This window comes from Streptomyces aureus, assembly GCF_000725495.1.
Lineage (GTDB): Bacteria > Actinomycetota > Actinomycetes > Streptomycetales > Streptomycetaceae > Streptomyces > Streptomyces aureus_B.
In genome coordinates this window covers 88568-113606 of record NZ_JNZD01000005.1, presented here as the reverse complement: position 1 = coordinate 113606, position 25039 = coordinate 88568, and the positions used below count along the sequence as shown (strand labels likewise).

Sequence of the window (25039 nt, the reverse complement as noted above, 5' to 3'; positions counted from 1 at the left end):
GCGGGGTGCGTCGCGCCGTCCGGCCGATCCCCCCGGCGCCACCGGCCGAAGGCCCGTGCACGCGGCGGCGGGGAGCCGTCTGGGGGACGCGCACCCCAGGGCGGAGGGACCCACCGATCTGCGGCTCGTGGCGCCCGCGGCGGCGGTCTGGATCACGGCGGCCGTGAGCGTCGGCTTGTCACCGGGCTGGGTCACGGCCGTCGCGGCGGTGTCCCTGGTCATCGGCGGCGGCCTGCTGGTGGCGGGGCGGAGGGGCACCCGGGCGGGGAGGCGGTGCACCCGGGCGGGGAGGCGGTGCACACGGGCGGAAGGGAAGGTTCCGCCCGCAGGGGCCGACAGCGCGCGGGCCGGGACCAGCGCCCGTGCCGGGCCGGCGCGGCCGGGGTTGTGGGCATCGGTCTCCGCCGTGCTCCTCTGTGTCGGCGCCGCCGCGGCCTCGGCGGGACTGCACGCGGCGGACCTGCGACGCGGACCGGTCCCGGCGCTGGCGGAGAGGTTCGCCGACGTCACCGCCGAGGTGGAGCTCACCTCCGATCCCCGGCTCACCCGGCCCCGGATCACCGGGGACCACGTCGCCCCGACGGCCCTGCTGTTCGACGCGGACGTCACCCGCGTCGTCCGGGCGGACGGCACGGAGCTGGCCACCCGGACACCGGTGCTCGTGATCGTCGACGTCCGCTCGCGGCGGGGTGCGCAGGGGAAGACGGGAGGACACCGGCGTCTGGAAGCGGCCGGTGCCCCCGCGGAGGCCGGAGGGCCTCGGCGGACGGATGGGCTCGGGCTCCCGGAGACCGGCCGGCGTTCGCCGTGGCAGGGCCTGCTGCCGTCGACCCGGCTGCGCGTGACCGCACGGGTCGTGCCCGCCCTGGTGGACGGGGACGACATCGCGGCTGTGCTGCGGGTCCGCGGGAGCGCACCGCCGGAGGTGGTCGGGGCGCCGTCCGGTCCGCAACGGTTCGCGGGCCGGCTGCGCGAAGGACTGCGGCGGGCGACCGACGGTCTGGACGCGGACGCGCGGGCACTGCTGCCGGGGCTCGTGGTGGGCGACACCTCACGGATCGCACCGGAGCTGGACGAGGCCTTCAGGGCCACGGACCTCACCCATCTCCTCGCCGTCAGCGGAGGCAATCTCGTCATCGTCCTCACACTGTTCCTCGGGCCGCCGGGCCTCGCCCAGCGGGTGGAACGCCGGGGACTGGCCTCCCGGCTCGGAGTCCCGCTCCGGGCGACCGCCGTGCTCGGCGGAGCGCTCACCCTCGCGTTCGTGATCGTGTGCCGGCCGGACCCGAGCGTCCTGCGGGCGGCGGCCTGCGGATCGATCTCGCTGCTCGCCGTCGCGACCGGGCGCCGCAGATCGCTGATCCCCGCCCTGGCCGCCGCGGTGCTGCTCCTCGTGCTGTACGACCCGTGGCTCGCCCGCAGTTACGGATTCCTGCTCTCCGTCCTCGCGACCGGAGCGCTGCTCACCCTCGCCCCGCGCTGGAGCGCTGCGCTGCGCCGGCGCCGGGTGCCCGCGCGTGCGGCCGAGGCGCTGGCCGCGGCCGCCGCCGCGCAGGCCCTGTGCGCCCCGGTCGTCGCCGTGCTGTCCGCCCGGGTGAGTCTGGTGGCGGTGCCCTGCAATCTCCTCGCGGAGTTCGCGGTCACTCCGGCCACGGTGCTCGGGTTCGCCACCCTGGCGACCGCCTCCGTGGCGATGCCCGTGGCCAAGTTCACCGCGTGGTGCGCCGGTTGGCCCGCGGGGTGGATCGCGGACATCGCGCGCACGGGGGCGGCCCAGCCGGGCGGGGGAGTGGACTGGCCGGACAACTGGACGGGCGCCCTGCTGCTGGCGCTCGTCACGGCGGTGGGCGTGGCCGCGGGCCGGCGGCTGCTGAGACATCCGCCGGCGGCCGTCGTCGTCGCGGCGCTGCTCCTGCTGTTCGTGGTGCAGCCGCCGCCGCTCACCAGGGTGATCACGGGGTGGCCGCCGCCCGGCTGGAGGTTCGCGATGTGCGATGTGGGGCAGGGCGACGCGGGTGTCCTCGCGGTGGGGGACGGCAGCGCGGTGGTGGTGGACGCCGGGCCCGATCCGGCGTTGGTGGACCACTGTCTGAGCACGCTCGGGGTGACCAGGATCCCGCTGGTCGTCCTGACGCACTTCCACGCCGACCATGTGGCGGGCCTGCCGGGTGTGCTGCGGGGGCGTTCGGTGGGCGAGATCGAGACGACCGGCTTCGAAGAGCCCCCGGAGCAGGCCGAGTTCGTACGGAGGGAGGCGGCGGAACGGCACATCCCGGTGACCCGGGCCGTGGCCGGGGAGCGGAGGTGCGCCGGGCGCCTGGACTGGCGGGTCCTGTGGCCACCGCCGGATCCGGACCCGCCGCCGGACGACCCGAACGACGCCAGCGTCACCCTGCTCGTACGGTCCGCGGGGCTGCGGCTGCTGCTCCTCGGCGACCTGGAGCCGCCCGCCCAGCGGGCGTTGTCGAGATCGCCGGAAGCCGCGGGGCTGGACGGTGTCGACGTGCTCAAGGTCGCCCACCACGGTTCCGCGTACCAGGACCCGGAACTGATACGCAGGGTGGCTCCGCGCCTCGCGCTCGTCTCGGTAGGGGGAGACAACCCGTACGGACATCCCGCCCCGAGCACGGTCGGGGCCCTGCGGGCCCGGGGCGCGGTGGTGCTGCGGACCGACGAGGACGGTGATCTCGCCGTCACGGGTGCGGGCGAAGGGCTGGGTGTGGCGCGACACTGAAGGCATGAAATCCGCGCAGGCCGACGCCTACCTTCGCCGCATCGGGGCCGAGCACCCGGCGTGGCCCACGTCCGACGTGCTCCGCGAGCTGCAGCTGTGCCATCTGCGGACGGTGCCGTTCGAGAACCTGTCCATCCATCTCGGCGAGGAGATCGTGCTGGAGGAGAAGAGGCTCCTGGACAAGGTGGTGGGTGCTCGCAGAGGGGGCTTCTGCTACGAACTCAACGGCGCGTTCGGTGCGTTGCTGGGAGCGCTGGGCTTCGACGTGACGCTGCTCGCGGCACGGGTGTACGGGGACGAGGAGAAGCCGGGCATCCCGTACGACCATCTCGCGCTGCGGGTGCGGACGGTGGACGGCGGCGACTGGCTGACGGACGTCGGGTTCGGGGCGCACAGCCACTACCCGCTGTCGTTCACGGACCGGGGTGAACAGCACGATCCCGCCGGGGTGTTCCGGGTCGTGGAGTCGGCGCCGGACGCGGCGGGAGTGCGGGGTGCCGGCGGTGCGCGGGAGCACGAGGACCTCGACGTCCTCATGGGCGACAAGCGGCAGTACCGGCTGGAGGTGCGGCCGCGCGTGCTCGGGGACTTCGTCGCCGGGGCCTGGTGGCACACCACCTCGCCGCAGTCCCACTTCACCCGGTCCCTGGTCTGCTCGCGGGTCACCGAGGACGGGGGACGGATCACACTCGGCGGCCGCAGGTTCACCGTGTCCGCGGCCGACGGGACCAAGGAGGTGACGGAACTGACGACGGACGAGGAGATGCTGACCGCGTATCGGGAGCGTTTCGGGATCGAACTGGACCGGGTGCCGGAGGTCGGGAAGTTCGGGTAGTCGTGCCTCCGGTCCGATGAGCAGCGCAGATCACACGCTCCGGGTCCCGATCCCGGCCTCGGGGGCCTCCCGTGTGCCGGAAGATGTCCGGGTGAGCGACGTGAGACATGTACTGGTGCTGCCCGACCGTGACGCGGCGGAAGAGGCGGCGGAGGCCGTCGGCGACCGGTTCGGGCTGGCGGAGGAACCGCAGCTCGTCCGGGACGCCCTCGCGGGCGAGGACGACGCCGAGGACGCGCAGTGGCTGGTGGTCCTGACGGACCCCGAGGAGCGGCTGGACCCGAAGGAACTCGACGAGTTCGCGGCCGAGTGGGACGGCTGGCACGAGGAGCCGTAGTCCCGCCGCCCGTAGCCCCGCCGCTCGTAGTCCCGACGCCGGGGCCGCGGACCGGATCGCTCTCCGTGCGGTCCCGCCCGCGCTGACGGGACAGCCATGGCGTCCGTTCCCGTCCGGCCGTCCCGGCCCCGCCGCCCCGGCCCCCACGCCCGCCCCGCCAGGTGCGCGCTCGGCTCGTCACCGAGCCCCGCCCGGTCTCCTGGACCGGTGTCCCGGTGTCCCGGACCACCGGTGTCCCGGTGTCCCGGTCTGCCGGACCGGCGGGCGGAGCCGGGGGTGCCGGTCGGTCCGGGTTGTCGGTGGCGCGTGGGATGCTTTCCGTGATGGCCAAGAAGACCGCACAAGACGACCCTCTCGCCCCCGTCACGCTGGCCGTGGGCCAGGAGGATCTCCTGCTCGACCGTGCCGTGCAGGAGGTGGTGGCCGCCGCCAGGGCCGCCGACGCCGACACGGACGTCCGGGACCTCAGCCCGGACCAGTTGCAGCCGGGCACGCTCGCCGAGCTCACGAGCCCCTCGCTCTTCGCCGAGCGCAAGGTCGTGGTCGTGCGCAACGCCCAGGACCTGTCGGCCGACACGATCAAGGACGTCAAGGCGTATCTGGCCGCGCCCGCCGAGGAGATCACCCTGGTGCTCGTGCACGCGGGCGGTGCCAAGGGCAAGGGGTTGCTCGACGGCGCGCGCAAGGCGGGCGCGCGGGAGGTCGCCTGTCCCAAGATGACCAAGCCGGCGGACCGGCTGGCGTTCGTGCGCGGCGAGTTCCGGACGCTCGGCCGGGCGGCCACGCCCGAGGCCTGCCAGGCTCTCGTGGACTCCATCGGGAGCGATCTGCGGGAGCTGGCGTCCGCGGTGTCGCAGCTGACCGCGGACGTCGAGGGGACGATCGACGAGGCCGTCGTCGGGAGGTACTACACCGGGCGGGCCGAGGCGTCCAGCTTCACCGTGGCCGACCGGGCCGTGGAGGGGCGGGCGGCCGAGGCGCTGGAGGCGCTGCGGTGGTCGCTGTCGACCGGCGTGGCCCCCGTCCTGATCACCAGTGCGCTCGCGCAGGGGGTGCGGGCGATCGGGAAGCTGTCGTCCGCGCGCGGCGGCAGGCCCGCCGACCTGGCCCGTGAGCTGGGGATGCCCCCGTGGAAGATCGACCGCGTGCGGCAGCAGATGCGGGGCTGGACCCCGGACGGTGTCGCCATGGCGCTCACCGCCGTCGCGGAGGCGGACGCCGGCGTCAAGGGCGGCGGGGACGACCCCGAGTACGCCCTGGAGAAGGCGGTCGTGGCCGTCGCCCGAGCCGCCCGCGCCGGCCGCCGTTAGGACAGCCGGGACAGCACACCGAAGGCCCCGCTCGTTCTCCCGGGGAAGGGAGGGAGCGGGGCCTTCGGTTCAAGCCGGTGGATTCACGCCCGCGTGGCGAACGCAGATCGTGCGTGAATCCGGTACATCGGTCGGGGGCGGAGAGAGAGGGCCCGCCCGGGTCCGGCCGACGGTCAAGTCAGGGGTTGAGCCCCGGAGAGCTCAGCCGACTCAGCCCTGGAGGGAAGCGACCTTCGAAGCAAGCGCCGACTTCTTGTTGGCGGCCTGGTTCTTGTGGATGACGCCCTTCGAGACGGCCTTGTCGAGCTTGCGCGAAGCCTCGCGCGCCGCGACGGTGGCCTTCTCGACGTCACCCGCGGCAACAGCCTCGCGGGCCTTGCGGATCGCGGTCTTCAGAGAGGACTTGACGGCCTTGTTGCGCAGCCGGGCCTTCTCGTTGGTCTTGATCCGCTTGATCTGGGACTTGATGTTCGCCACTGATGAGCCTTTACAGGTTCAGGCGCGCAAGACGTCACGTCTCACCCGCCGTTTGATTTTCTTGGGTGCGTCTCCTGCAGAGAGGGCATGAGACACAGCCACCCAGGCTACCAGTCCCCCCGCGACCGGCCCAAACCGGTGGTGCTCCCCGGACCCGGGGGCGCTCGCCGAAGCGCTGGTCAGGGGCTTCGGACCGGTCGCGGGTCCCGCGCCGACGCGGCCCGAACCGGTCGCAGCCCCTCGCGCGTGGGACCATGGAACCTACGTATCGATCCGACCCGAGGCACAAGGCGCCTCAAGAGACAGGACCCTGCGTGCCCGCGACCCCTAACAATGTGCCCGAGCCGAGCCGTACCGACCCGGCTCTGATCCGCAATTTCTGCATCATCGCGCACATCGACCACGGCAAGTCCACGCTCGCCGACCGCATGCTCCAGCTGACCGGGGTGGTTGATCAGCGCCAGATGCGCGCTCAGTACCTCGACCGCATGGACATCGAGCGCGAGCGCGGCATCACGATCAAGTCCCAGGCGGTCCGGCTGCCCTGGGCCCCGTCCGAGGATCCGGGCCGCACCCACATCCTCAACATGATCGACACCCCCGGGCACGTCGACTTCACGTACGAGGTGTCGCGGTCCCTGGCGGCCTGCGAGGGCACGGTCCTGCTCGTCGACGCCGCCCAGGGGATCGAGGCGCAGACCCTCGCCAACCTCTACCTGGCGATGGAGAACGACCTCAAGATCATCCCCGTACTGAACAAGATCGACCTGCCGGCCGCCCAGCCGGAGAAGTTCTCCGAGGAGCTCGCGAACCTGATCGGCTGCGACCCCGAGGACGTCCTCAAGGTCTCCGCCAAGACGGGTCTCGGCGTCGAGGCGCTGCTCGACAAGGTCGTCGCCGAGATCCCCGCCCCGGTCGGCGTCCAGGACGCCCCGGCCCGCGCGATGATCTTCGACTCGGTCTACGACTCCTACCGCGGTGTCGTGACGTACGTGCGTGTCGTCGACGGCCAGCTCAACAAGCGCGAGCGCATCCGGATGATGTCCACCGGCGCCACGCACGAGCTGCTGGAGATCGGTGTCTCCGCTCCCGAGATGAAGGCGGCCGACGGCCTCGGCGTCGGTGAGGTGGGCTACCTCATCACCGGTGTGAAGGACGTCCGTCAGTCCAAGGTCGGTGACACCATCACCACCCTGGCCAAGGGCGCGACCGAGGCGCTCGGCGGGTACAAGGACCCCAAGCCCATGGTCTTCTCGGGCCTGTACCCGCTGGACGGGTCGGACTACCCCGAGCTGCGCGACGCCCTGGACAAGCTCCAGCTCAACGACGCCGCGCTGGTCTACGAGCCGGAGACCTCGGCGGCGCTGGGCTTCGGTTTCCGCGTCGGCTTCCTCGGCCTGCTGCACCTCGACGTGATCCGCGAGCGCCTGGAGCGCGAGTTCGGCCTCGACCTCATCGCGACCGCCCCGAACGTGGTCTACCGCGTCGAGATGGAGGACCGCACCGAGCACATCGTCACCAACCCGAGCGAGTTCCCCGAGGGCAAGATCGACAAGGTGTTCGAGCCTGTCGTGCGGGCGACGATCCTCGCCCCCTCGGAGTTCATCGGCGCGATCATGGAGCTGTGCCAGACCCGGCGCGGCACCCTGCTCGGCATGGACTACCTCTCCGAGGACCGGGTCGAGATCCGCTACACCCTGCCGCTCGCGGAGATCGTCTTCGACTTCTTCGACCAGCTGAAGTCCAAGACCCGCGGCTACGCCTCGCTGGACTACGAGCCCACGGGCGAGCAGACCTCCAGCCTGGTCAAGGTCGACATCCTGCTGCACGGCGACAAGGTAGACGCCTTCTCGGCGGTCACCCACAAGGACGCTGCCTACGCGTACGGCGTGCGGCTGGTCGCCAAGCTGCGCGAGCTCATCCCCCGGCAGGCCTTCGAGGTGCCCATCCAGGCGGCCATCGGCTCCCGGGTCATCGCCCGCGAGACCATCCGCGCCATCCGCAAGGACGTCCTCGCCAAGTGCTACGGCGGTGACATCTCCCGTAAGCGGAAGCTGCTGGAGAAGCAGAAGGAGGGCAAGAAGCGGATGAAGATGGTGGGCTCTGTGGAAGTTCCGCAAGAGGCCTTCATCGCCGTGCTGTCCAGTGACGACAGCGGCGGTTCCGCCAAGGGCAAGAAGTAGCCCCGCGGAATCCCGTGTTTCAGGGCCCGTCGCGCTTCGGCGCGGCGGGCCCTGTGCTTGTCTCCTGTGTGTGTCCTGCAAGAAGTGACCGGCCGCCGCCTCTTACGCACCGGCCGGACGCGCTCTAGTCTGATCTCTGCTCGGTAGTTACTCGCGAGTTAAACAACAGCCGCAATTGAGCCAGCCGCACTGCCGCGGGCCCCGGAGGATGTCGTGAGCGACACACAGACCCTGATCGAGAACCGTCCGCCGTCCGTCGCCGCCTTGTTCCTGGAGCGCGTGGCGGCTACGCCCGACGCCGAGGCATACCGGTACCCGGTACCGGCCTCGGGCGGCGGGCCGGACGAGTGGAAGTCGCTGACCTGGGCGCAGGCCGCCGAGCGGGTCTTCTCCATCGCGGCCGGTCTCATCGAACTCGGCGTCGAGCCGGAGCAGCGCGTCGCGCTCGCCTCCTCGACCCGCGTCGAGTGGATCCTGGCCGACCTCGGCATCCTCTGCGCGGGCGCGGCCACCACGACGGTGTACCCGCAGACCAACGCCGAGGAGTCGGCGTTCATCCTCTCGGACTCCGCGAGCCGGGTGCTCATCGCCGAGGACGCGGCCCAGCTCGCCAAGGCCCGGGAGAAGCGCGCGGAGCTCCCCGAGCTCACCCGGGTCGTCGTCATCGACCCCGAGGGCGTCGAGACCGACGACTGGGTCCTGACCCTCGCCGAGCTGGAGGCGCGCGGTTCCGCGTACCTGGAGAAGCACCCCGAGCTGATCAAGGAGCGCGTCGGCGCGATCACCGCCGACCAGCTCGCGACGCTCATCTACACCTCCGGCACCACGGGCCGCCCCAAGGGCGTCCGGCTGCCGCACGACAACTGGTCGTACATGGCGAAGGCGATCGCCTCGACCGGTCTGCTCGGCCAGGACGACGTCCAGTACCTGTGGCTGCCGCTCGCGCACGTCTTCGGCAAGGTCCTGACCTCCGGCCAGATCGAGGTCGGGCACGTGACCGCCGTCGACGGCCGCGTGGACAAGATCATCGAGAACCTTCCGGTGGTGCGGCCGACGTACATGGCGGCCGTCCCGCGCATCTTCGAGAAGGTCTACAACGGGGTCGCGGCCAAGGCACGGGCCGGCGGCGGCGCCAAGTACAAGATCTTCCAGTGGGCCGCCGAGGTCTCCCGCGACTACGCGAAGGCCAGCCAGGACAACTTCCGCCGCACGGGTTCGGCCTCGGTGCCGTTCGCGCTCGGCGCCAAGCACAAGGTCGCCGACGCGCTCGTCTTCGCCAAGATCCGCGAGGCCTTCGGCGGCAACCTGCGCGCCTGCATCTCCGGCTCGGCCGCGCTCGCGCCGGAGATCGGCTACTTCTTCGCCGGTGCCGGCATCCACATCCTGGAGGGCTACGGCCTCACGGAGTCCTCGGCCGCCTCCTTCGTCAACCCGGGCGAGGCCTACCGCACCGGCACGGTCGGCAAGCCGGTGCCCGGCACCGAGGTGCGCATCGCCGACGACGGCGAGATCCTGCTGCGCGGCCCCGGCATCATGGAGGGCTACCACGGGCTGCCCGACAAGACCGCCGAGGTCCTGGAGGCCGACGGCTGGTTCCACACCGGCGACATCGGCGAGCTGTCCGCGGACGGCTACCTGCGGATCACCGACCGCAAGAAGGACCTCATCAAGACCTCGGGCGGCAAGTACATCGCGCCCGCCGAGGTCGAGGGCCAGTTCAAGGCCGTCTGCCCGTACGTCTCGAACATCCTCGTGCACGGCGCCGACCGGAACTTCTGCACCGCGCTCATCGCCCTCGACGAGCCGTCGATCCTGGAGTGGGCGAAGGGCAACGGGCTGGAGGGCAAGTCGTACGCCGACGTCGTCGCGGCGCCCGCGACGGTCGCCCTCGTCGAGGGCTACGTGAAGGAGCTCAACGGTGGTCTGCAGCGCTGGCAGACCATCAAGAAGTTCCGGCTGCTGCCCCGCGACCTGGACGTCGAGCACGGCGAGATCACCCCGAGCCTCAAGCTGAAGCGCCCGGTGGTCGAGAAGGCGTACAAGCACCTCATCGACGAGATGTACGCCGGCGCCCGCGAGGCCTGACCCCGGGCCCGGCCCCTACGGGGCGGGGGTGCGCCGGATCCGTCCGCGAACGAGCGGAGGGACCCGGGGCGCCCCCGCTTTCGTGCGCGCCCCCGGCTTCGCGCACGCACCTGGCTTCGTACGGGCCCCCGCCTTCGTGTGCGCCCCGGCTTCGTGCGCACCCCCGCTTTCGTACGGCCCCCGCTTCGGTGCGCGGCCCCGCAGGACGGCAGTGGCCCCCGGGGCCGTGGACGCGGACCGGATGCTCGAATCTGTCCGTCTTCGAGCACATCCATACCATCGTTCGCATCCATGACGGCCCACTTCGGTGACTCGCCGCTTATGGACGCCGCCTTTCTGTCACCCTGGCCGCATCGTACGAGGTTCGTCCGAACTGCCCAGGGAGCCGCACAGTGGGGGCCATTCCGACGCAACGGGAGTCCACGGCGTGCGCACCGGGCGCGCTCGCGCACCACCGGGCCGGCCAGGACCTCGTGTCGCACACGTCGCTGCCGGGCACTCCGCTGGCCCCCGCGGCCGCGCGCCGCTTCCTCCGGGACACCCTCGAGCACTGGACCGAGGGTGCCGTGCCGGGCGCGGAGATCATCGACGGCCGGCTCGCCGACGACGCGACCGTGGTGGTCAGCGAGCTCGTCACCAACGCCGTCGTGCACGCGGGTACCGACGTCGACCTGGTGTGCCGCCTGGAGCGCCAGACCGACGGCCCGCCCGGCCCGCTGGTGATCGAGGTGTCGGACCACCACCCCTCGCGCGCCATACGCGAGGACGGCGCCGAGCCGCCGTACGGGACACCGGAGTACGGGCGGGGCCTGCGCCTGGTCTCGGCGCTCTCCGAGGCCTGGGGGATCACCTACCGCCCGGGCGTCAAGACCGTGTGGTCCCGGCTGCTGGTCGACGGCGCCGCCGTGCCGCCGACGCCGGCGGTGTTCACGGACGACGACGGCTTCCGCGGTCCGGGAGGGCTCCAGGACGTCGGACCTCTCGCCGGAACGGCCGGGTTCACGGACACGGGCGCGCTCACGGGCCCGGACGGCTTCACGGACCGGGACGGCTACGCGGACACGGGTGGTTACGGGGGAGCGGGCGGGTTCGCCGACGCGGGCGGTTACACGGCGACCGGCGGGTTCACGGACCCGGCCGACGGCGCGGAGTCGACCGGCGCCGGCGCCGACGCGTACGCCGAGGGGCCGCCTCCGGGGTACGGACCGGGCACCGGCGCGGACCCGTATCGCCTCGGCCCCGCGCGGGCACACGACTGGCTCGACCGGGGCGCCCTCTCGTTCCTCGCCGAGGCCTCGGACCTGCTCGCCGGGCAGCTCGACGAGGACCTGGTCGCCGCGCTGGCCGGACAGCTCCTCGTCCCGAGGCTGGCCGACTGGTGCGCCGTGTGGCTGGAGGACGAGGCCACCGACCGGGCCGGCGGTCTCGGCCTCGCCCTCGGACCCCGTCTCGCCCGCGTCTGGCACGGCAGCGAGAACCTCGTCGAGGGACTGCGCCAGGCCCTGGAGAAGGATCCGCCGTGCCTGCCCGACGCGGTCCGCTCCCGCGCCGTCCCGGTGCCCTGGCCCGGTGCGGCGCTGGGCCCCCGGGGCGCGAGCGGGGCGGCGCTGGCGTACCGGCTGATCGCGGGCGGACGGCCGCTGGGCACGCTCGTCATCGGGCGGGCCGGACCGCCCGCCTTCCCGGACGAGGTCACCGGACTCGTCGAGGACCTCAGCCGCCGTATCGCCCTGGCCATCGGCGCGGCCCGCCAGTACGCGCGCCAGGCCACCATCAGCCGGGTCCTGCAGCGCGGGCTGCTGCCCGGCGCGGTCGCCGAGATCCCCGGGGTGCGCAGCGCCCTCGTCTACGAGCCGCTGGACAAGGGCGGGCCGAGCGGCGACTTCTACGACGTGTTCCCGGCCGGCGACGGGCGCTGGTGCTTCGCGGTCGGCGACGTCCAGGGCAAGGGCCCGGAGGCCGCCGTGGTGATCGGGCTGGCCCGGCCCTGGCTGCGGCTGCTGGCCCGCGAGGGCTACGACGTCGCGGACGTCCTCGACCGCCTCAACCAGCTCCTCCTCGACGACGCGACGGAGGCGGCGGACGCGGCGGCCCGGGCGCTGGTGGCCGCGGGCGGACCCGGGCTCGGCGCCGACCTCGGCCCGCAGACCCGTTTCCTGTCCATGCTCTACGGCGAGCTGGTGCCCTTCGACGGCGGTGTGCGCTGCACGCTCGCCTCGGCGGGGCATCCGCTGCCGCTGCTGCTGGGCCCCGACGGCGTCGTACGGGAGATGGCCCGGCCGCAGACCCTGCTCGGTGTCTTCGAGGACCCCGAGTACACCTCCGAGTCCTTCGACCTGTATCCCGGCGACACCCTCCTGTGCGTCACCGACGGGGTGACCGAGCGGCGCGACGGTTCCCGCCAGTTCGACGACGACGACGGTCTCGCGCACGCCCTGGCGGAGTGCGCGGGCCTGAACGCCGAGCTGATCGCGGAACGGATCCGGACACTGGTCCACGCGTTCGGCCCCCGGCCGCCGGAGGACGACATGGCCCTGCTGGTGCTCCAGGCGGAATAGCGGAGCCCACCGGGCCCGTCCGCGCCGGACGGCGGGGCCACCGCGCCCGCCCGCGCCGGACGGCGGAGCCCACCGGGCCCGCCCGCGCCGGACGGGGGAACGCTCTGCCCGCCCGGTCCGGTCGGTGGGGAACGGCGCGCCCGCCCGTGCCGGGCCGCCGTACTCCGTGCGTGCTGGACAATGGAAGGCATGCCTTCCGCACTTCCCGACGGTGAGCCCGTCCCCGACGACGGGGCGCTGCCCGCACACGCCCTGGCCGGGGCCGCCGAGCGGCCCCTCGGGTTCTACCTCCACGTCCCGTACTGCGCGACCCGCTGCGGCTACTGCGACTTCAACACCTACACGGCGACCGAGCTGCGGGGCAGCGGGGGCGTCCTCGCCTCCCGCGACAACTACGCGGACACCCTGATCGACGAGATCCGGCTCGCCCGCAAGGTCCTCGGCGACGACCCCCGCCCGGTCCGCACGGTCTTCGTCGGAGGCGGTACGCCCACGCTGCTGGCCGCCGGTGATCTCGTACGGATGCTGGGCGCGATCCGGGACGAGTTCGGGCTCGCGGACGACGCCGAGGTCACGACGGAGGCGAACCCCGAGTCGGTCGGTCCCGAGTACCTGGCGACCCTCCGCGCCGGGGGCTTCAACCGGATCTCCTTCGGCATGCAGAGCGCCCGGCAGCACGTCCTGAAGGTGCTCGACCGCACACACACCCCGGGCCGTCCCGAGGCCTGCGTCGCCGAGGCCCGCGCGGCCGGCTTCGCACATGTGAACCTGGACCTGATCTACGGCACACCGGGGGAGTCGGACGACGACTGGCGGGCCTCCCTGGAGGCGGCCCTCGGCGCCGGTCCCGACCACATCTCCGCGTACGCGCTCATCGTCGAGGAGGGCACGCAGCTCGCGCGCCGGATCCGCCGCGGCGAGGTCCCCATGACCGACGACGACGTGCACGCGGACCGGTATCTCATCGCCGACGAGGTGATGTCGGCGGCGGGCTTCGACTGGTACGAGGTCTCGAACTGGGCCACCGCCGGCTCGCCGGACAGCCGCTGTCTGCACAACGAGCTCTACTGGCGGGGCGCCGACTGGTGGGGCGCGGGCCCCGGCGCGCACAGCCACGTGGGCGGTGTTCGCTGGTGGAACGTGAAGCATCCGGGGGCGTACGCGGCGGCACTGGCCGAGGGCCGCTCGCCAGGGGCCGGCCGCGAACTCCTCTCCGAGGAGGACCGCCGGGTCGAGCGCATCCTCCTGGAGCTGCGGCTGCGCGAGGGCTGCCCGCTCTCGCTGCTGCGCCCCGACGGGCTCGCCGCCTCCCGCCGCGCGCTGTCCGAGGGTCTCCTCGAAGAGGGCCCCTACGACGCCGGGCGCGCCGTCCTCACCCTGCGCGGCCGTCTCCTCGCGGACGCCGTCGTCCGGGACCTGGTGGACTGAACACCTGATTCCCGTACAGTCCGCGGCCATATCTGCCCCGGCTTCGCTACAGCGTCAGCGTGCGGCCCTCGGACGGGCGCGACGCCGTGTCGGCGGGCTGCCTCCGACGGGCACCGGACCTCTGGTTTCGGCGGTCGGCGGGTGGCGCCCGGCTTCCGCGGAGACCCGGACGTCAACGGGCACCTGCCCCGGACCCGGGAGGCCGGAGGCCGGGCCGTCACTCCGGCGCCGTGACGAAGTCGATCAGTTCCTCCACCCGGCCCAGGAGGGCCGGTTCCAGGTCCTTGTAGGAGTGGACCCGGGACAGGATGTGCTGCCAGGCCGCGCCGGTGTTCTCCGGCCAGCCCAGGGCCCGGCACACGCCCGTCTTCCAGTCCTGGCCGCGGGGGACGCGGGGCCAGGCCGCGATGCCGACGGACGACGGCTTCACGGCCTCCCAGACGTCGATGTACGGGTGCCCGAGCACCAGGGCGTGCTCGCTGGTGACCGCCTCCGCGATCCGGGACTCCTTCGAGCCCGGGACCAGATGGTCCACCAGGACGCCCAGCCGGGCGTCCGGTCCCGGGTCGAACTCCTCGACGACGGCCGGGAGGTCGTCGACCCCCTCCAGGTACTCCACGACGACGCCCTCGATGCGCAGGTCGTCGCCCCAGACCCGCTCCACCAGTTCCGCGTCGTGGCGGCCCTCCACATAGATGCGCCCGGCGCGCGCGACCCGGGCGCGGGCGCCGGGGACCGCCACCGATCCGGACGCCGTCCGGCCGGGCCGGGCCGGTGCCGCGGCCGCCGGGCGGACCAGCGTCACGGGCCTGCCCTCCAGCAGGAAGCCGCGCGGCTCCATCGGGAACACCCGGTGCTTGCCGAAGCGGTCCTCCAGGGTCACCGTGCCGGCCTCGCATCGGATCACCGCGCCGCAGAAGCCGGTGCCGGGCTCCTCGACGACCAGACCCGGGTCCGCCGGGACCTCGGGCACGGGCCGGGGCTTCTTCCACGGCGGGGTCAGGTCCGGAGAGTACTGGCGCATTCGGATGACGATAGGAGAAGCCGCCCGAGCCTCACCGCGACACGCCGAAACCCGCCGTCCCAGCACCTGGCGGGTCCGCCCCGCCCGCGCCTACCCCGCTACGCCGAAGCGCTCCGCCAAGGCGTCCCGCTGGGAGCGTACGAAGGCGGCGTCCACGACCGCGCCGTGGCCGGGGACGTACAGGGCGTCCTCGCCGCCCAGTTCCAGCAGCCGGTCGAGGGCCGCCGGCCAGCGCGCGGGCACCGCGTCGGGGCCGGCCTGCGGTTCGCCCGACTCCTCGACCAGGTCGCCGCAGAACACCACGGTCGGGTCGCCCGGGACGACGACCACGAGGTCGTGGGCGGTGTGGCCCTCGCCCGTCCGTACCAGCCGGACCCGGACGCCTCCGGCGAGCTCCAGTTCCCAGGTGCCCCACACGAAGTGCCTCGGCCGAACGAGGGTGTCGGCCGCCTCCTCCGCCGCCCGGGGGTCGAGCCCGTTGCGCACCGCGTCCGCGCACAGCTCCTCGCGGCCGCGCTCGTACACATCCGAGGAACCGCCCGCGGCGAGGACCTCCACGCCCGCGAACGCCGCCGCGCCGAAAACGTGGTCGAAATGCGGGTGGGTGAGCGCGATATGGGTCACACGCGCGCCCGCGAGGGCCCGCGCGTCGGCGCGCAGCAGGGCGCCCTCCGCGAGGCTCGACCCGGCGTCGATCATCAGCGCCGCCCCGTCGCCGACGACGAGCCCGGCCGTGCAGTCCCAGCCCGGAAGCCGCCGCCGCCCCACCCGGGGCGCCACCCTTTCCCACCCCAGCTCTTCCCAAGTCAGCCTCATGCGGCGACGCTAACGGTGACCGGGTGCCGTGCACGACATCGCAGGCCCGCCCTTGCCCGGGGCGCGCCTCACCGCCGTACACTGGGCCGGGGAACGTTGGCACTCGGGTGCGCTGAGTGCCAGGCGAATGCCACGAAGGCCACGAAGACCACCGAGTCGACTTCTGGAGGTGCGCGATGCTCAGCGAACGCAGGCTCGAGGTGCTGCGCGCCATCGTCCAGGACTACGTGGGCACCGAGGAGCCGGTCGGCTCCAAGGCGCTCACCGAACGGCACCGCCTCGGCGTCTCGCCGGCGACCGTCCGCAACGACATGGCGGTCCTGGAGGACGAGGGGTACATCGCCCAGCCGCACACCAGCGCCGGGCGCATCCCCACCGACAAGGGCTACCGCCTCTTCGTCGACAAGCTCGCCGGCGTCAAGCCGATGACCGCGCCCGAGCGCCGCGCCATCCAGAACTTCCTGGACGGCGCGGTCGACCTGGACGACGTCGTCGGCCGGACCGTGCGGCTGCTCGCGCAGCTCACCCGGCAGGTCGCCGTCGTGCAGTACCCCTCGCTGACCCGCTCGACCGTCCGTCACGTGGAGCTGCTGTCGCTCGCCCCCGCGCGGGTGATGCTCGTGCTGATCACGGACACCGGCCGGGTCGAGCAGCGCATGATCAACTGTCCGGCGCCGTTCGGTGAGACGTCGCTGGCGGACCTGCGGGCCCGGCTCAACAGCCGGGTCGCGGGGCGCCCCTTCGCGGACGTCCCGCAGCTCGTCCAGGACCTCCCCGAAGCCTTCGAGGCGGAGGACCGGGGTACGGTCTCGACGGTGCTCTCCACACTGCTGGAGACGCTCGTCGAGGAGACCGAGGAGCGCCTGATGATCGGCGGCACCGCCAATCTCACGCGCTTCGGACATGACTTCCCTCTCACCATCCGGCCGGTGCTCGAAGCGCTGGAGGAGCAGGTCGTGCTCCTCAAGTTGCTTGGAGAGGCCGGGGATTCGAGCATGACCGTGCGAATCGGGCACGAGAACGCGTACGAGGGACTCAACTCCACGTCCGTGGTCTCCGTCGGCTACGGTTCGGGCGGCGAGGCAGTAGCCAAACTCGGCGTGGTCGGCCCGACCCGCATGGATTACCCGGGAACGATGGGAGCGGTACGAGCGGTGGCACGGTACGTCGGACAGATCCTGGCGGAGTCTTAAGTGGCCACGGACTACTACGCCGTACTCGGCGTGCGCCGCGACGCGTCCCAGGACGAGATCAAGAAGGCGTTCCGGAGGCTCGCTCGCGAGCTGCACCCGGACGTCAATCCCGATCCGAAGACGCAGGAGCGGTTCAAGGAGATCAACGCCGCGTACGAGGTGTTGTCGGACCCGCAGAAGAAGCAGGTCTACGACCTCGGCGGCGACCCGCTGTCCCAGCAGGGCGGCGGCGGTGCCGGCGGCTTCGGCCAGGGCGGCTTCGGGAACTTCTCGGACATCATGGACGCGTTCTTCGGCACGGCGTCGCAGCGCGGACCGCGCTCGCGCACCCGCCGCGGCCAGGACGCCATGATCCGTCTGGAGATCGAGCTCGACGAGGCGGCCTTCGGCACCACGAAGGACATCCAGGTCGACACGGCCGTCGTCTGCGGCACCTGCAACGGCGAGGGCGCCGCTCCCGGCACCTCCGCGCAGACCTGTGACATGTGCCGCGGCCGCGGCGAGGTGTCCCAGGTGACGCGGTCCTTCCTCGGCCAGGTCATGACCTCGCGGCCGTGCCCGCAGTGCCAGGGCTTCGGCACCGTCGTCCCGACCCCGTGCCACGAGTGCGCGGGCGACGGCCGGGTCCGCTCCCGCCGCACCCTCACGGTCAAGATCCCGGCCGGTGTGGACAACGGCACCCGCATCCAGCTCGCGGGCGAGGGTGAGGTCGGCCCCGGCGGCGGCCCCGCCGGCGACCTGTACGTGGAGATCCACGAGCTGCCGCACTCGACCTTCCAGCGGCGCGGCGACGACCTGCACTGCACGGTCACCATCCCGATGACCGCGGCGGCCCTCGGCACCAAGGTGCCGCTGGAGACGCTCGACGGCATGGAGGAGGTCGACATCCGTCCGGGCACGCAGTCCGGCCAGTCGATCCCGCTGCACGGCCGGGGCATCACGCACCTGCGCGGCGGCGGCCGCGGCGACCTCGTCGTGCACGTCGAGGTCACCACGCCGACCAAGCTCGACCCGGAGCAGGAGCGGGTGCTGCGCGAGCTCGCCGCGCTGCGCGGCGAGGAGCGGCCCACGGGTCAGTTCCAGCCCGGTCAGCAGGGACTCTTCTCCCGGCTGAAGGACGCCTTCAACGGCCGGTGATCCACGCGGGGGCACGGAGCTGAAGCCGCTTCGTGCCCTTCGCCGCGGGGCCCGTTCCGGGCGGACGACCGGATTCGGACTTGTTGCGGGGACGTGACAACATGCCGTCATGTCCTCCGCGCTGACCGATCTCTTCCCTCACCCGATCGTGCAGGCCCCCATGGCGGGCGGAGTCTCCGTCCCGCAGCTCGCGGCGGCCGTCTCCGAGGCCGGGGGACTCGGCTTCCTCGCCGCCGGGTACAAGACCGCCGACGGCATGTACCAGGAGATCAAGCAGCTGCGCGGGCTGACCGGCCGTCCCTTCGGCGTCAACCTGTTCCTCCCGCAGCCGGAGCACGCGGACGCCGCCGCGGTCGAGGTGTACGCCCACCAGCTCGCCGGCGAGGCCGCCTGGTACGAGACCGAACTCGGCGACCCGGACAGCGGCCGGGACGACGGCTACGACGCCAAACTCGCGGTCCTCCTCGACAATCCGGTGGCCGCGGTCTCCTTCCACTTCGGCGTCCCGAAGCCGGAGACGCTCGAGGCGCTGCGCCGCGCCGGCACCCTCACCCTGGTCACCGCCACCACGGCCGAGGAAGCCCTGGGCGCGCAGCGGGCCGGCGCCGACGCGGTGATCGCGCAGGGCATCGAGGCCGGCGGACACCAGGGCACCCACCGGGACAACCCGGAGACGGACGGCACGGGCGTCGGACTGCTCTCCCTGGTCGCGCAGATCCGCGAGACGGTGGACATCCCGGTCGTCGCCGCGGGAGGCATCATGCGCGGCAGCCAGATCGCCGCCGTCCTCGCCGCCGGCGCGCACGCGGCGCAGCTCGGCACCGCCTTCCTCGCCACCCCCGAGTCCGGGGCGAGCGCCGTGCACAAGCAGGCCCTGACCGACCCCCTCTACGTCCGCACGGAGCTCACGCGCGCCTTCACCGGACGTCCGGCGCGCGCGCTGGCCAACCGCTTCATGCGCGAGCACGGCCCCTACGCCCCCGCCGCCTACCCCGAGATCCACCACCTCACCCTGCCGCTGCGCAGGGCCGCGGCCAAGGCGGGCGACGCGCAGGGCACGGCCCTGTGGGCGGGACAGGGCCACCGCATGGCGCGCGACCTGCCCGCCGGGCGGCTGGTGGAGGTACTGAACGCAGAAATCGCGGCCGCCCGGACAGCGTTGTCGGGGGCCGCCGAGATCCCGGAAGAGGGTGCGGCCCGATGACGGCACCGGTGTTCCTGGTCGAGCACTTCGACACGGACGGCGAGCAGCGCCATGTCCTCGACGGAACCGAGGGACGGCACGCCGTCTCCGTGAAGCGGCTGCACAGCGGTGAGGAGGTCCGGCTCACCGACGGGGCCGGCCGCTGGGCCGACGGCGTGGTCGTGGACACCGAGGGCAAGGACCGGCTGATCGTACGGATCGGCGCGGTCACCGAGGAGGCGCCGGAGGAGCCGCGCATCACCGTGGTCCAGGCCCTGCCCAAGGGCGACCGGGGCGAGCTGGCCGTCGAGACCATGACCGAGACCGGCGTCGACGCGATCGTCCCCTGGGCCGCCTCCCGCTGCATCACGCAGTGGCGCGGCGAGCGGGGACTGAAGGCGCTCGGCAAGTGGCGGGCCACCGCCCGGGAGGCCGGCAAGCAGTCCCGCCGGGTGCGCTTCCCGGAGGTCACGGACGCCATGACGACCAAGCAGGTTGCCGCACTTCTCGCCAAAGCCGACCTCGCCGCCGTGCTCCACGAGGACACCGCCCTGGGCACCGAGCCCTTCGCGACCGCCGCGCTGCCCGGCTCCGGGGAGATCGTCCTCGTGGTGGGTCCCGAGGGCGGCATCTCCGCCGAGGAGGTGGCACTGTTCACCGAGGCCGGCGCGAGGACCTTCCACCTGGGGCGCACCGTGCTGCGCACCTCGACGGCCGGGACCGTGGCCGCGGCGCTGCTGCTGGCCCGTACCGGCCGCTGGTCCTGACCCGCACCGGCCGCCGGTCCCGACCGCAACGGCCGGTCCCGACCCGCCCGCACCACGTCACCGTCCGCACCTCACCGGGGAATCCATGGAACTCGCTCAGGTACGACTGCTCGTCTCCGACTTCGCCGCCTGCTACCGCTTCTACTGCGAAGTCCTCGGCCTCAAGCCCCAGTCGGGCGCGGCCGAGGGCCCGTACGAGAAGTTCAGCCCCGTCACCGGGTCCGCGGGCATCGCCCTCCAGGACCGGGCCATGATGGCCGAGGTCCTCGGAGAGCTCGGCGACACCGTGACCGGGCACCGGTCGCTGGTGGTGCTGCGGGTGGACGACCTCGACAGCTACTGCGAGCAGGTCGTCTCGCGCGGCGCGACCCTGCTGCACGGCCCCGCGCCCATGACGGAGCGCATGCGCGTCGCCCACCTCAAGGACCCCGAGGGCAACCTGGTGGAACTCCAGGAGTGGCTGCTGCTGCTCGGCTGACGGACGGTCAACGGGGGCGCCCGGCAAGGGAGACGGCGGAGTCCGGCACGGAAGACGGCGGAGTCCGTGACCCCGCGGGCGCCCGGGCAACTCCTTCGGGTGGTTGTGCCCCCGATGGCCGCATGCGGTCTACCGCGCATGGCCCCGCGGTGGCACGCTGCCATTCATGGGGGCTTTGAGGCATTTCAGGCGCCGCACGCGGCGCGGACGGGTACTGACGGCCCTCGGGCTGGGCGCGGCCGGGGTGTTCGCGATGACCGCGTGCCAGCCCGTGGACGGACTGAGCACCGCGACCGTCGCCTACACGACCGACCAGACGGCGACCAAGGAACTGAACCGCCGTCACGTGGACGTGAGGTGGCTCACCTGCACGGCGCACGTGGGCACCGCCTCCACGGCGGGCGGGTCGTCCTCGCCGAGCGAGAACACCGTGGCCTCCGTCGACTGCCAGGGCCAGACCGACGACGGACGGGCCATCGTCGTCAAGGGCCGGGTGACCCGCGCCGTCAACGGCGCCTGCGTACGCGGCGACCTGCGCGCCACCGTCGGCGGACGGCAGGTCTTCCGGGTGAAGGGCCTCGGCGACTGCGACACCGGACCCACCCCGCCGGTCACCTACCACCCCACGAACGGCGGGCCGGGCCCCACCGTCACCGTCACCGTCACGAAGACGATGTGGTGCAAGGGCGACCCCACCTGCTGGCCCTCGCAGGGCAAGTGACCTGCGATCCGTACAGGGATCAAGTGATCCGAACCCCTGTCGGGGCGCGCGTGCGCTGCATAGGGTGACCGGGTGACTGAGTCCGCAGCCTCCGCGTACATCCGGTTTCCGCATCTGCACGGCGAGTTGGTCGTGTTCACGGCCGAGGACGACATCTGGGCCGCACCGCTCGACGGCGGGGGACGCGCCTGGCGGGTCAGCGCCGACAACGTACCGGTCAGCCATCCGCGCATCTCCCCGGACGGCACCACCGTCGCCTGGACGTCGACGCGCGACGGGGCCCCCGAGGTCCACGCCGCCTCCCTGGACGGCGGGCCCGCGAAACGGCTGACGTACTGGGGCAGCGCGAAGACCCAGGTGCGCGGCTGGACCCCCGACGGACAGGTGCTCGCCCTCAGCACCGAGGGCCAGGCCAGCCTGCGCCGCACCTGGGCCCGGTCCGTCCCGCTCGACGGCGGGCCCGCGACGGTCCTGCCCTACGGACCCGTGGGCGACGTCGCCCACGGCGCGGGCGGCGTCGTCCTGCTGTCCGCGCCCATGGGACGCGAGGCCGCCTGGTGGAAGCGCTACCGCGGCGGCACGGCGGGCAAGCTGTGGATCGACCGGGACGGCGACGGCGCGTTCGTCCGGCTGCACGAGGACCTCGACGGGAACATCGAGTACCCCTTCTGGGCCGGTGAGCGGATCGCGTTCCTGTCGGACCACGAGGGCGTCGGCGCCCTGTACTCCTCCCTCGGCGACGGCTCGGACCTGCGCCGCCACACCCCGGTCGACTCCTTCTACGCCCGCCACGCGGCCACCGACGGCACCCGGGTCGTATACGTGGCCGCCGGTGAACTCCGGATCCTGGACGACCTCGACGGCGCCGAACCGCGCCGTCTGGACGTCCGGCTCGGCGGCCAGCGCACCGACCAGCAGCCGCACCCGATCAGCGCCTCGCGCTGGTTCTCCGCCGCCGCGCCCGACCACACCGGACGCGGCAGCGCGGTCTCCGTGCGCGGCGCCGTCCACTGGGTCACCCACCGCTCCGGCCCCACCCGGGCCCTCGCCGACGGACAGGGCGTGCGCGCCCGGCTGCCCCGCGCCTTCCGCGCCGAGGGCGAGGAACACGTGGTGTGGGTGACCGACGCCGAGGGCGACGACGCCCTCGAGTTCGCCCCCGCCACCGGCGTCGCCCCCGGAGCCACCCCCCGACGCATCGCCGCCGGAGCGCTCGGCCGGGTCCTCGGCCTCGCCGTGGCGCCCGACGGAAGCCGCGCCGCCGTCGCCTCGCACGACGGGCGCGTGCTGCTCGTCGAGCGCGAGAGCGGAGAGGTCCGCGAGGTCGACCGCAGCGAGGACGGCGAGGTCACCGGACTCGTCTTCTCGCCCGACTCGGCCTGGCTCGCCTGGTCCCACCCGGGCCCGCGCCCGCTGCGCCAGCTCCGGCTCGCCAACACCACCGACCTGTCGGTCACCGAGGCGACCCCGCTGCGCTTCCGTGACTACGCGCCCGCCTTCACCCTCGACGGCAAGCACCTCGCCTTCCTCTCGGCCCGCGCCTTCGACCCCGTCTACGACGAGCACGTCTTCGACCTGGCCTTCGTCGGCGGCTCCCGGCCGTACCTGATCACCCTGGCCGCGACGACCCCGTCCCCGTTCGGACCGCAGCGGCACGGCAGGCCCTTCGAGGCACCGGACAAGGACGAGACGCCCGACAGCGAGGGCGCCCCCAGCACCCGTATCGACCTGGACGGACTCGCCGACCGGATCGTGCCCTTCCCCGTCGAGGCCGCCCGTTACTCCACGCTGCGCGCCGCCAAGGACGGAGTGCTGTGGCTGCGCCACCCGGTCCGGGGCGTGCTCGGCGCCTCCCGCGCCACCCCGGACGATCCGGACCCGAAGACGGAGCTGGAGCGGTACGACCTCGCGCAGCAGCGCATCGAGCATCTCGCCGCCGACGCCGACCACTTCACCGTCACCGGCGACGGCAAGCGGGTCCTGCTGTGGACCGACGGCAAGCTCAAGGTCGTGCCCAGCGACCGGCGTGCCTCGCTGGACGACGAGAGCGACACGAACATCACCGTCGACCTGTCCCGGGTGCGCCAGAGCGTCGATCCGGCCGCCGAGTGGCGCCAGATGTACGACGAGACGGGCCGGCTCATGCGGGACAACTTCTGGCGGCCGGACCTGGGCGGCGTCGACTGGGACGGTGTCCTGGAGCGCTACCGGCCGGTGCTGGACCGCATCGCCACCCACGACGACCTCGTGGACCTGCTGTGGGAGGTGCAGGGCGAACTCGGCACCTCGCACGCCTATGTCTCCCCGCGCGGCGGCTGGGGCGGCGGCGACCGGGCGCAGGGGCTCCTCGGGGCGGACATCGCCCGTCATGAGGACGGCAGTTGGCGCATCGACCGGATCCTGCCCTCGGAGACCTCCGACCCGGACGCGCGGGCCCCGCTCGCCGCGCCCGGCGTCGCGGTGCGCGCCGGGGACGCGATCGTCGCGGTCGGCGGCCGGCCGGTGGACCCGGTGGCCGGGCCCGCGCCCCTGCTCGTCGGCACGGCGGGCAAGCCCGTCGAACTGACGGTCTCGCCCTCGGGCGGCGGCGATCCCCGGCACGCGGTCGTCGTCCCGCTCGCCGACGAGGAGCCGCTCCGCTACCACGCGTGGGTGGCCGACCGGCGCGCCTACGTCCACGAGCGGTCCGGCGGACGCCTCGGCTATCTGCACGTGCCGGACATGGTCGGCGCCGGCTGGGCCCAGCTCCACCGCGATCTGCGGGTCGAGGTGGCCCGCGAGGGCCTGGTCGTGGACGTCCGGGAGAACCGCGGCGGCCACACCTCGCAACTGGTCGTGGAAAAACTCGCCCGTCGGATCGTCGGCTGGGACCTGCCCCGCGGGCTGCGCGCCTACAGCTACCCGGAGGACGCGCCGCGCGGTCCCGTCGTCGCCGTCGCCAACGAGTTCTCCGGCTCCGACGGCGACATCGTCAACGCGGCGATCAAGGCGCTCGGCATCGGACCCGTGGTCGGCACCCGCACCTGGGGCGGTGTCGTCGGCATCGACTCCCGCTACCGGCTCGTCGACGGCACCCTCGTCACCCAGCCCAAGTACGCCTTCTGGATGGAGGGTTACGAGTGGAACGTCGAGAACCACGGTGTCGACCCCGACGTCGAGGTCGTCCAGGCACCGCAGGACCACGCGGCCGGGCGTGACACCCAGCTCGACGAGGCGATCAGGATCGCGCTGGCCGCCCTGGAGGAGAACCCGGCGAAGACCGCGCCCGTGCTGCCGCCGCTGTGAACCGGTGACGCCCCCGCGGTCCGGCGCGGGCCGCGGGCACGTCGCCCGCCGCGCCGGGCCGCTAGCATGCGGAGGTGATGATCGGCCGGCGTGAGGAGACGGACGCATGACGCAGGAGTCGAGGCGGGGTGCCGGCGGGGAACCGCAGGACGACTGCCTGTTCTGCAAGATCGTGGCGGGGCAGATCCCGGCGACGCTGGTGCGCGAGAGCGACACGACCGTGGCGTTCCGCGACATCAACCCGCAGGCACCGACGCACGTCCTGGTCATTCCCAAGGTGCACTACCCGGACGCGGCGACCCTGGCCGCCGCCGAGCCCGCGATCGCGGCGGACGTCCTGCGCGAGGCCGGCGAGGTCGCGGGCGAGGAGAAGCTGGAGAGCTACCGCATCGTGTTCAACACGGGCAGCGGCGCAGGCCAGACCGTCTTCCACGCGCACGCCCATCTCCTGGGCGGCCGCGGCATGCAGTGGCCCCCGGGATAGCCGG

Annotated in this window: 19 protein-coding genes; 16 read left to right on the top strand and 3 right to left on the bottom strand. The window is 73.1% G+C overall.

The window, feature by feature from the left end; all coding sequences use genetic code 11:
• The first annotated feature begins 55 nt into the window (after positions 1–55).
• The 4 genes from IO36_RS10500 to holA all read left to right on the top strand — a co-directional run bounded on the left by IO36_RS10500 (position 56) and on the right by holA (position 5216).
• Positions 56–2734, top strand: a complete 2679-nt coding sequence (locus IO36_RS10500) for a ComEC/Rec2 family competence protein (RefSeq protein ID WP_037618745.1) — start codon at positions 56–58, stop codon at positions 2732–2734.
• 4 nt (positions 2735–2738) lie between these two features.
• Positions 2739–3569, top strand: coding sequence for an arylamine N-acetyltransferase family protein (locus tag IO36_RS10495; RefSeq protein ID WP_037619365.1), 831 nt, complete (start codon positions 2739–2741; stop codon positions 3567–3569).
• A gap of 91 nt (positions 3570–3660) precedes the next feature.
• On the top strand, positions 3661–3906 hold the full coding sequence (locus tag IO36_RS10490) for a hypothetical protein (RefSeq protein WP_037618744.1): 246 nt from the start codon (positions 3661–3663) through the stop codon (positions 3904–3906).
• A gap of 323 nt (positions 3907–4229) precedes the next feature.
• The gene (gene holA / locus IO36_RS10485) at positions 4230–5216 is read left to right on the top strand and encodes a DNA polymerase III subunit delta (protein WP_209441176.1); all 987 of its coding nucleotides are present in this window, start codon (positions 4230–4232) and stop codon (positions 5214–5216) included.
• Positions 5217–5426: 210 nt separating this feature from the next.
• On the opposite strand, the gene rpsT is transcribed toward holA, so the two are convergent.
• Positions 5427–5693: a 30S ribosomal protein S20 gene (gene rpsT / locus IO36_RS10480; RefSeq protein ID WP_037618742.1), complete on the bottom strand. Its 267-nt coding sequence runs from the start codon at positions 5691–5693 to the stop codon at positions 5427–5429.
• A gap of 314 nt (positions 5694–6007) precedes the next feature.
• Here rpsT and lepA point away from each other — a divergent pair, with 314 nt between their 5' ends.
• The 4 genes from lepA (at position 6008) to hemW (ending at position 13947) form a co-directional block, all read left to right on the top strand.
• Positions 6008–7876, top strand: coding sequence for a translation elongation factor 4 (gene lepA, locus IO36_RS10475; protein WP_037618741.1), 1869 nt, complete (start codon positions 6008–6010; stop codon positions 7874–7876).
• A 213-nt stretch (positions 7877–8089) separates the two neighbouring features.
• The gene (locus IO36_RS10470) at positions 8090–9961 is read left to right on the top strand and encodes an AMP-dependent synthetase/ligase (protein ID WP_037618740.1); all 1872 of its coding nucleotides are present in this window, start codon (positions 8090–8092) and stop codon (positions 9959–9961) included.
• A 392-nt stretch (positions 9962–10353) separates the two neighbouring features.
• The gene (locus tag IO36_RS10465; protein ID WP_037618739.1) at positions 10354–12519 is read left to right on the top strand and encodes a SpoIIE family protein phosphatase; all 2166 of its coding nucleotides are present in this window, start codon (positions 10354–10356) and stop codon (positions 12517–12519) included.
• A gap of 189 nt (positions 12520–12708) precedes the next feature.
• Positions 12709–13947, top strand: a complete 1239-nt coding sequence (gene hemW, locus IO36_RS10460; RefSeq protein ID WP_037618738.1) for a radical SAM family heme chaperone HemW — start codon at positions 12709–12711, stop codon at positions 13945–13947.
• A 217-nt stretch (positions 13948–14164) separates the two neighbouring features.
• On the opposite strand, the gene IO36_RS10455 is transcribed toward hemW, so the two are convergent.
• Entirely contained in the window at positions 14165–14971 is an 807-nt protein-coding gene (locus IO36_RS10455; RefSeq protein ID WP_037618737.1) for a DUF3097 domain-containing protein, read from the bottom strand.
• 90 nt (positions 14972–15061) lie between these two features.
• Positions 15062–15787, bottom strand: a complete 726-nt coding sequence (locus IO36_RS10450; protein WP_037618736.1) for an MBL fold metallo-hydrolase — start codon at positions 15785–15787, stop codon at positions 15062–15064.
• Positions 15788–15963: 176 nt separating this feature from the next.
• Here IO36_RS10450 and hrcA point away from each other — a divergent pair, with 176 nt between their 5' ends.
• The 8 genes from hrcA to IO36_RS10410 all read left to right on the top strand — a co-directional run bounded on the left by hrcA (position 15964) and on the right by IO36_RS10410 (position 25035).
• On the top strand, positions 15964–16980 hold the full coding sequence (gene hrcA / locus IO36_RS10445) for a heat-inducible transcriptional repressor HrcA (protein ID WP_037618735.1): 1017 nt from the start codon (positions 15964–15966) through the stop codon (positions 16978–16980).
• Complete coding sequence (dnaJ, locus tag IO36_RS10440) at positions 16981–18117, top strand: molecular chaperone DnaJ (RefSeq protein WP_037618734.1); 1137 nt, start codon at positions 16981–16983, stop codon at positions 18115–18117.
• A 109-nt stretch (positions 18118–18226) separates the two neighbouring features.
• Complete coding sequence (locus IO36_RS10435; protein WP_037618733.1) at positions 18227–19321, top strand: nitronate monooxygenase; 1095 nt, start codon at positions 18227–18229, stop codon at positions 19319–19321.
• Positions 19318–20067, top strand: coding sequence for a 16S rRNA (uracil(1498)-N(3))-methyltransferase (locus IO36_RS10430; RefSeq protein WP_037618732.1), 750 nt, complete (start codon positions 19318–19320; stop codon positions 20065–20067). The genes IO36_RS10435 and IO36_RS10430 overlap by 4 nt, the downstream gene beginning before the upstream one ends.
• An 85-nt stretch (positions 20068–20152) precedes the next feature.
• Positions 20153–20545, top strand: a complete 393-nt coding sequence (locus tag IO36_RS10425; protein ID WP_037618731.1) for a VOC family protein — start codon at positions 20153–20155, stop codon at positions 20543–20545.
• Between the two features lie 166 nt (positions 20546–20711).
• Positions 20712–21266: a hypothetical protein gene (locus IO36_RS10420; protein WP_387711545.1), complete on the top strand. Its 555-nt coding sequence runs from the start codon at positions 20712–20714 to the stop codon at positions 21264–21266.
• 72 nt (positions 21267–21338) lie between these two features.
• A complete protein-coding gene (locus tag IO36_RS10415) occupies positions 21339–24551 on the top strand; it encodes a S41 family peptidase (RefSeq protein WP_037618730.1) in 3213 nt (1070 codons plus the stop codon).
• Between the two features lie 106 nt (positions 24552–24657).
• Positions 24658–25035, top strand: coding sequence for a histidine triad nucleotide-binding protein (locus IO36_RS10410; RefSeq protein ID WP_037618729.1), 378 nt, complete (start codon positions 24658–24660; stop codon positions 25033–25035).
• Positions 25036–25039: the final 4 nt, after the last annotated feature.

Coding starts and splice junctions, on each gene's coding strand:
- holA (WP_209441176.1), top strand. CDS start 4,230: ATGGCCAAGAAGACCGCACAAGACGACCCTCTCGCCCCCGTCACGCTG.
- IO36_RS10420 (WP_387711545.1), top strand. CDS start 20,712: ATGGGGGCTTTGAGGCATTTCAGGCGCCGCACGCGGCGCGGACGGGTA.
- IO36_RS10430 (WP_037618732.1), top strand. CDS start 19,318: ATGACGGCACCGGTGTTCCTGGTCGAGCACTTCGACACGGACGGCGAG.
- hrcA (WP_037618735.1), top strand. CDS start 15,964: ATGCTCAGCGAACGCAGGCTCGAGGTGCTGCGCGCCATCGTCCAGGAC.
- IO36_RS10425 (WP_037618731.1), top strand. CDS start 20,153: ATGGAACTCGCTCAGGTACGACTGCTCGTCTCCGACTTCGCCGCCTGC.
- IO36_RS10435 (WP_037618733.1), top strand. CDS start 18,227: ATGTCCTCCGCGCTGACCGATCTCTTCCCTCACCCGATCGTGCAGGCC.
- IO36_RS10410 (WP_037618729.1), top strand. CDS start 24,658: ATGACGCAGGAGTCGAGGCGGGGTGCCGGCGGGGAACCGCAGGACGAC.
- IO36_RS10450 (WP_037618736.1), bottom strand. CDS start 15,787: ATGAGGCTGACTTGGGAAGAGCTGGGGTGGGAAAGGGTGGCGCCCCGG.
- hemW (WP_037618738.1), top strand. CDS start 12,709: ATGCCTTCCGCACTTCCCGACGGTGAGCCCGTCCCCGACGACGGGGCG.
- IO36_RS10495 (WP_037619365.1), top strand. CDS start 2,739: ATGAAATCCGCGCAGGCCGACGCCTACCTTCGCCGCATCGGGGCCGAG.
- IO36_RS10455 (WP_037618737.1), bottom strand. CDS start 14,971: ATGCGCCAGTACTCTCCGGACCTGACCCCGCCGTGGAAGAAGCCCCGG.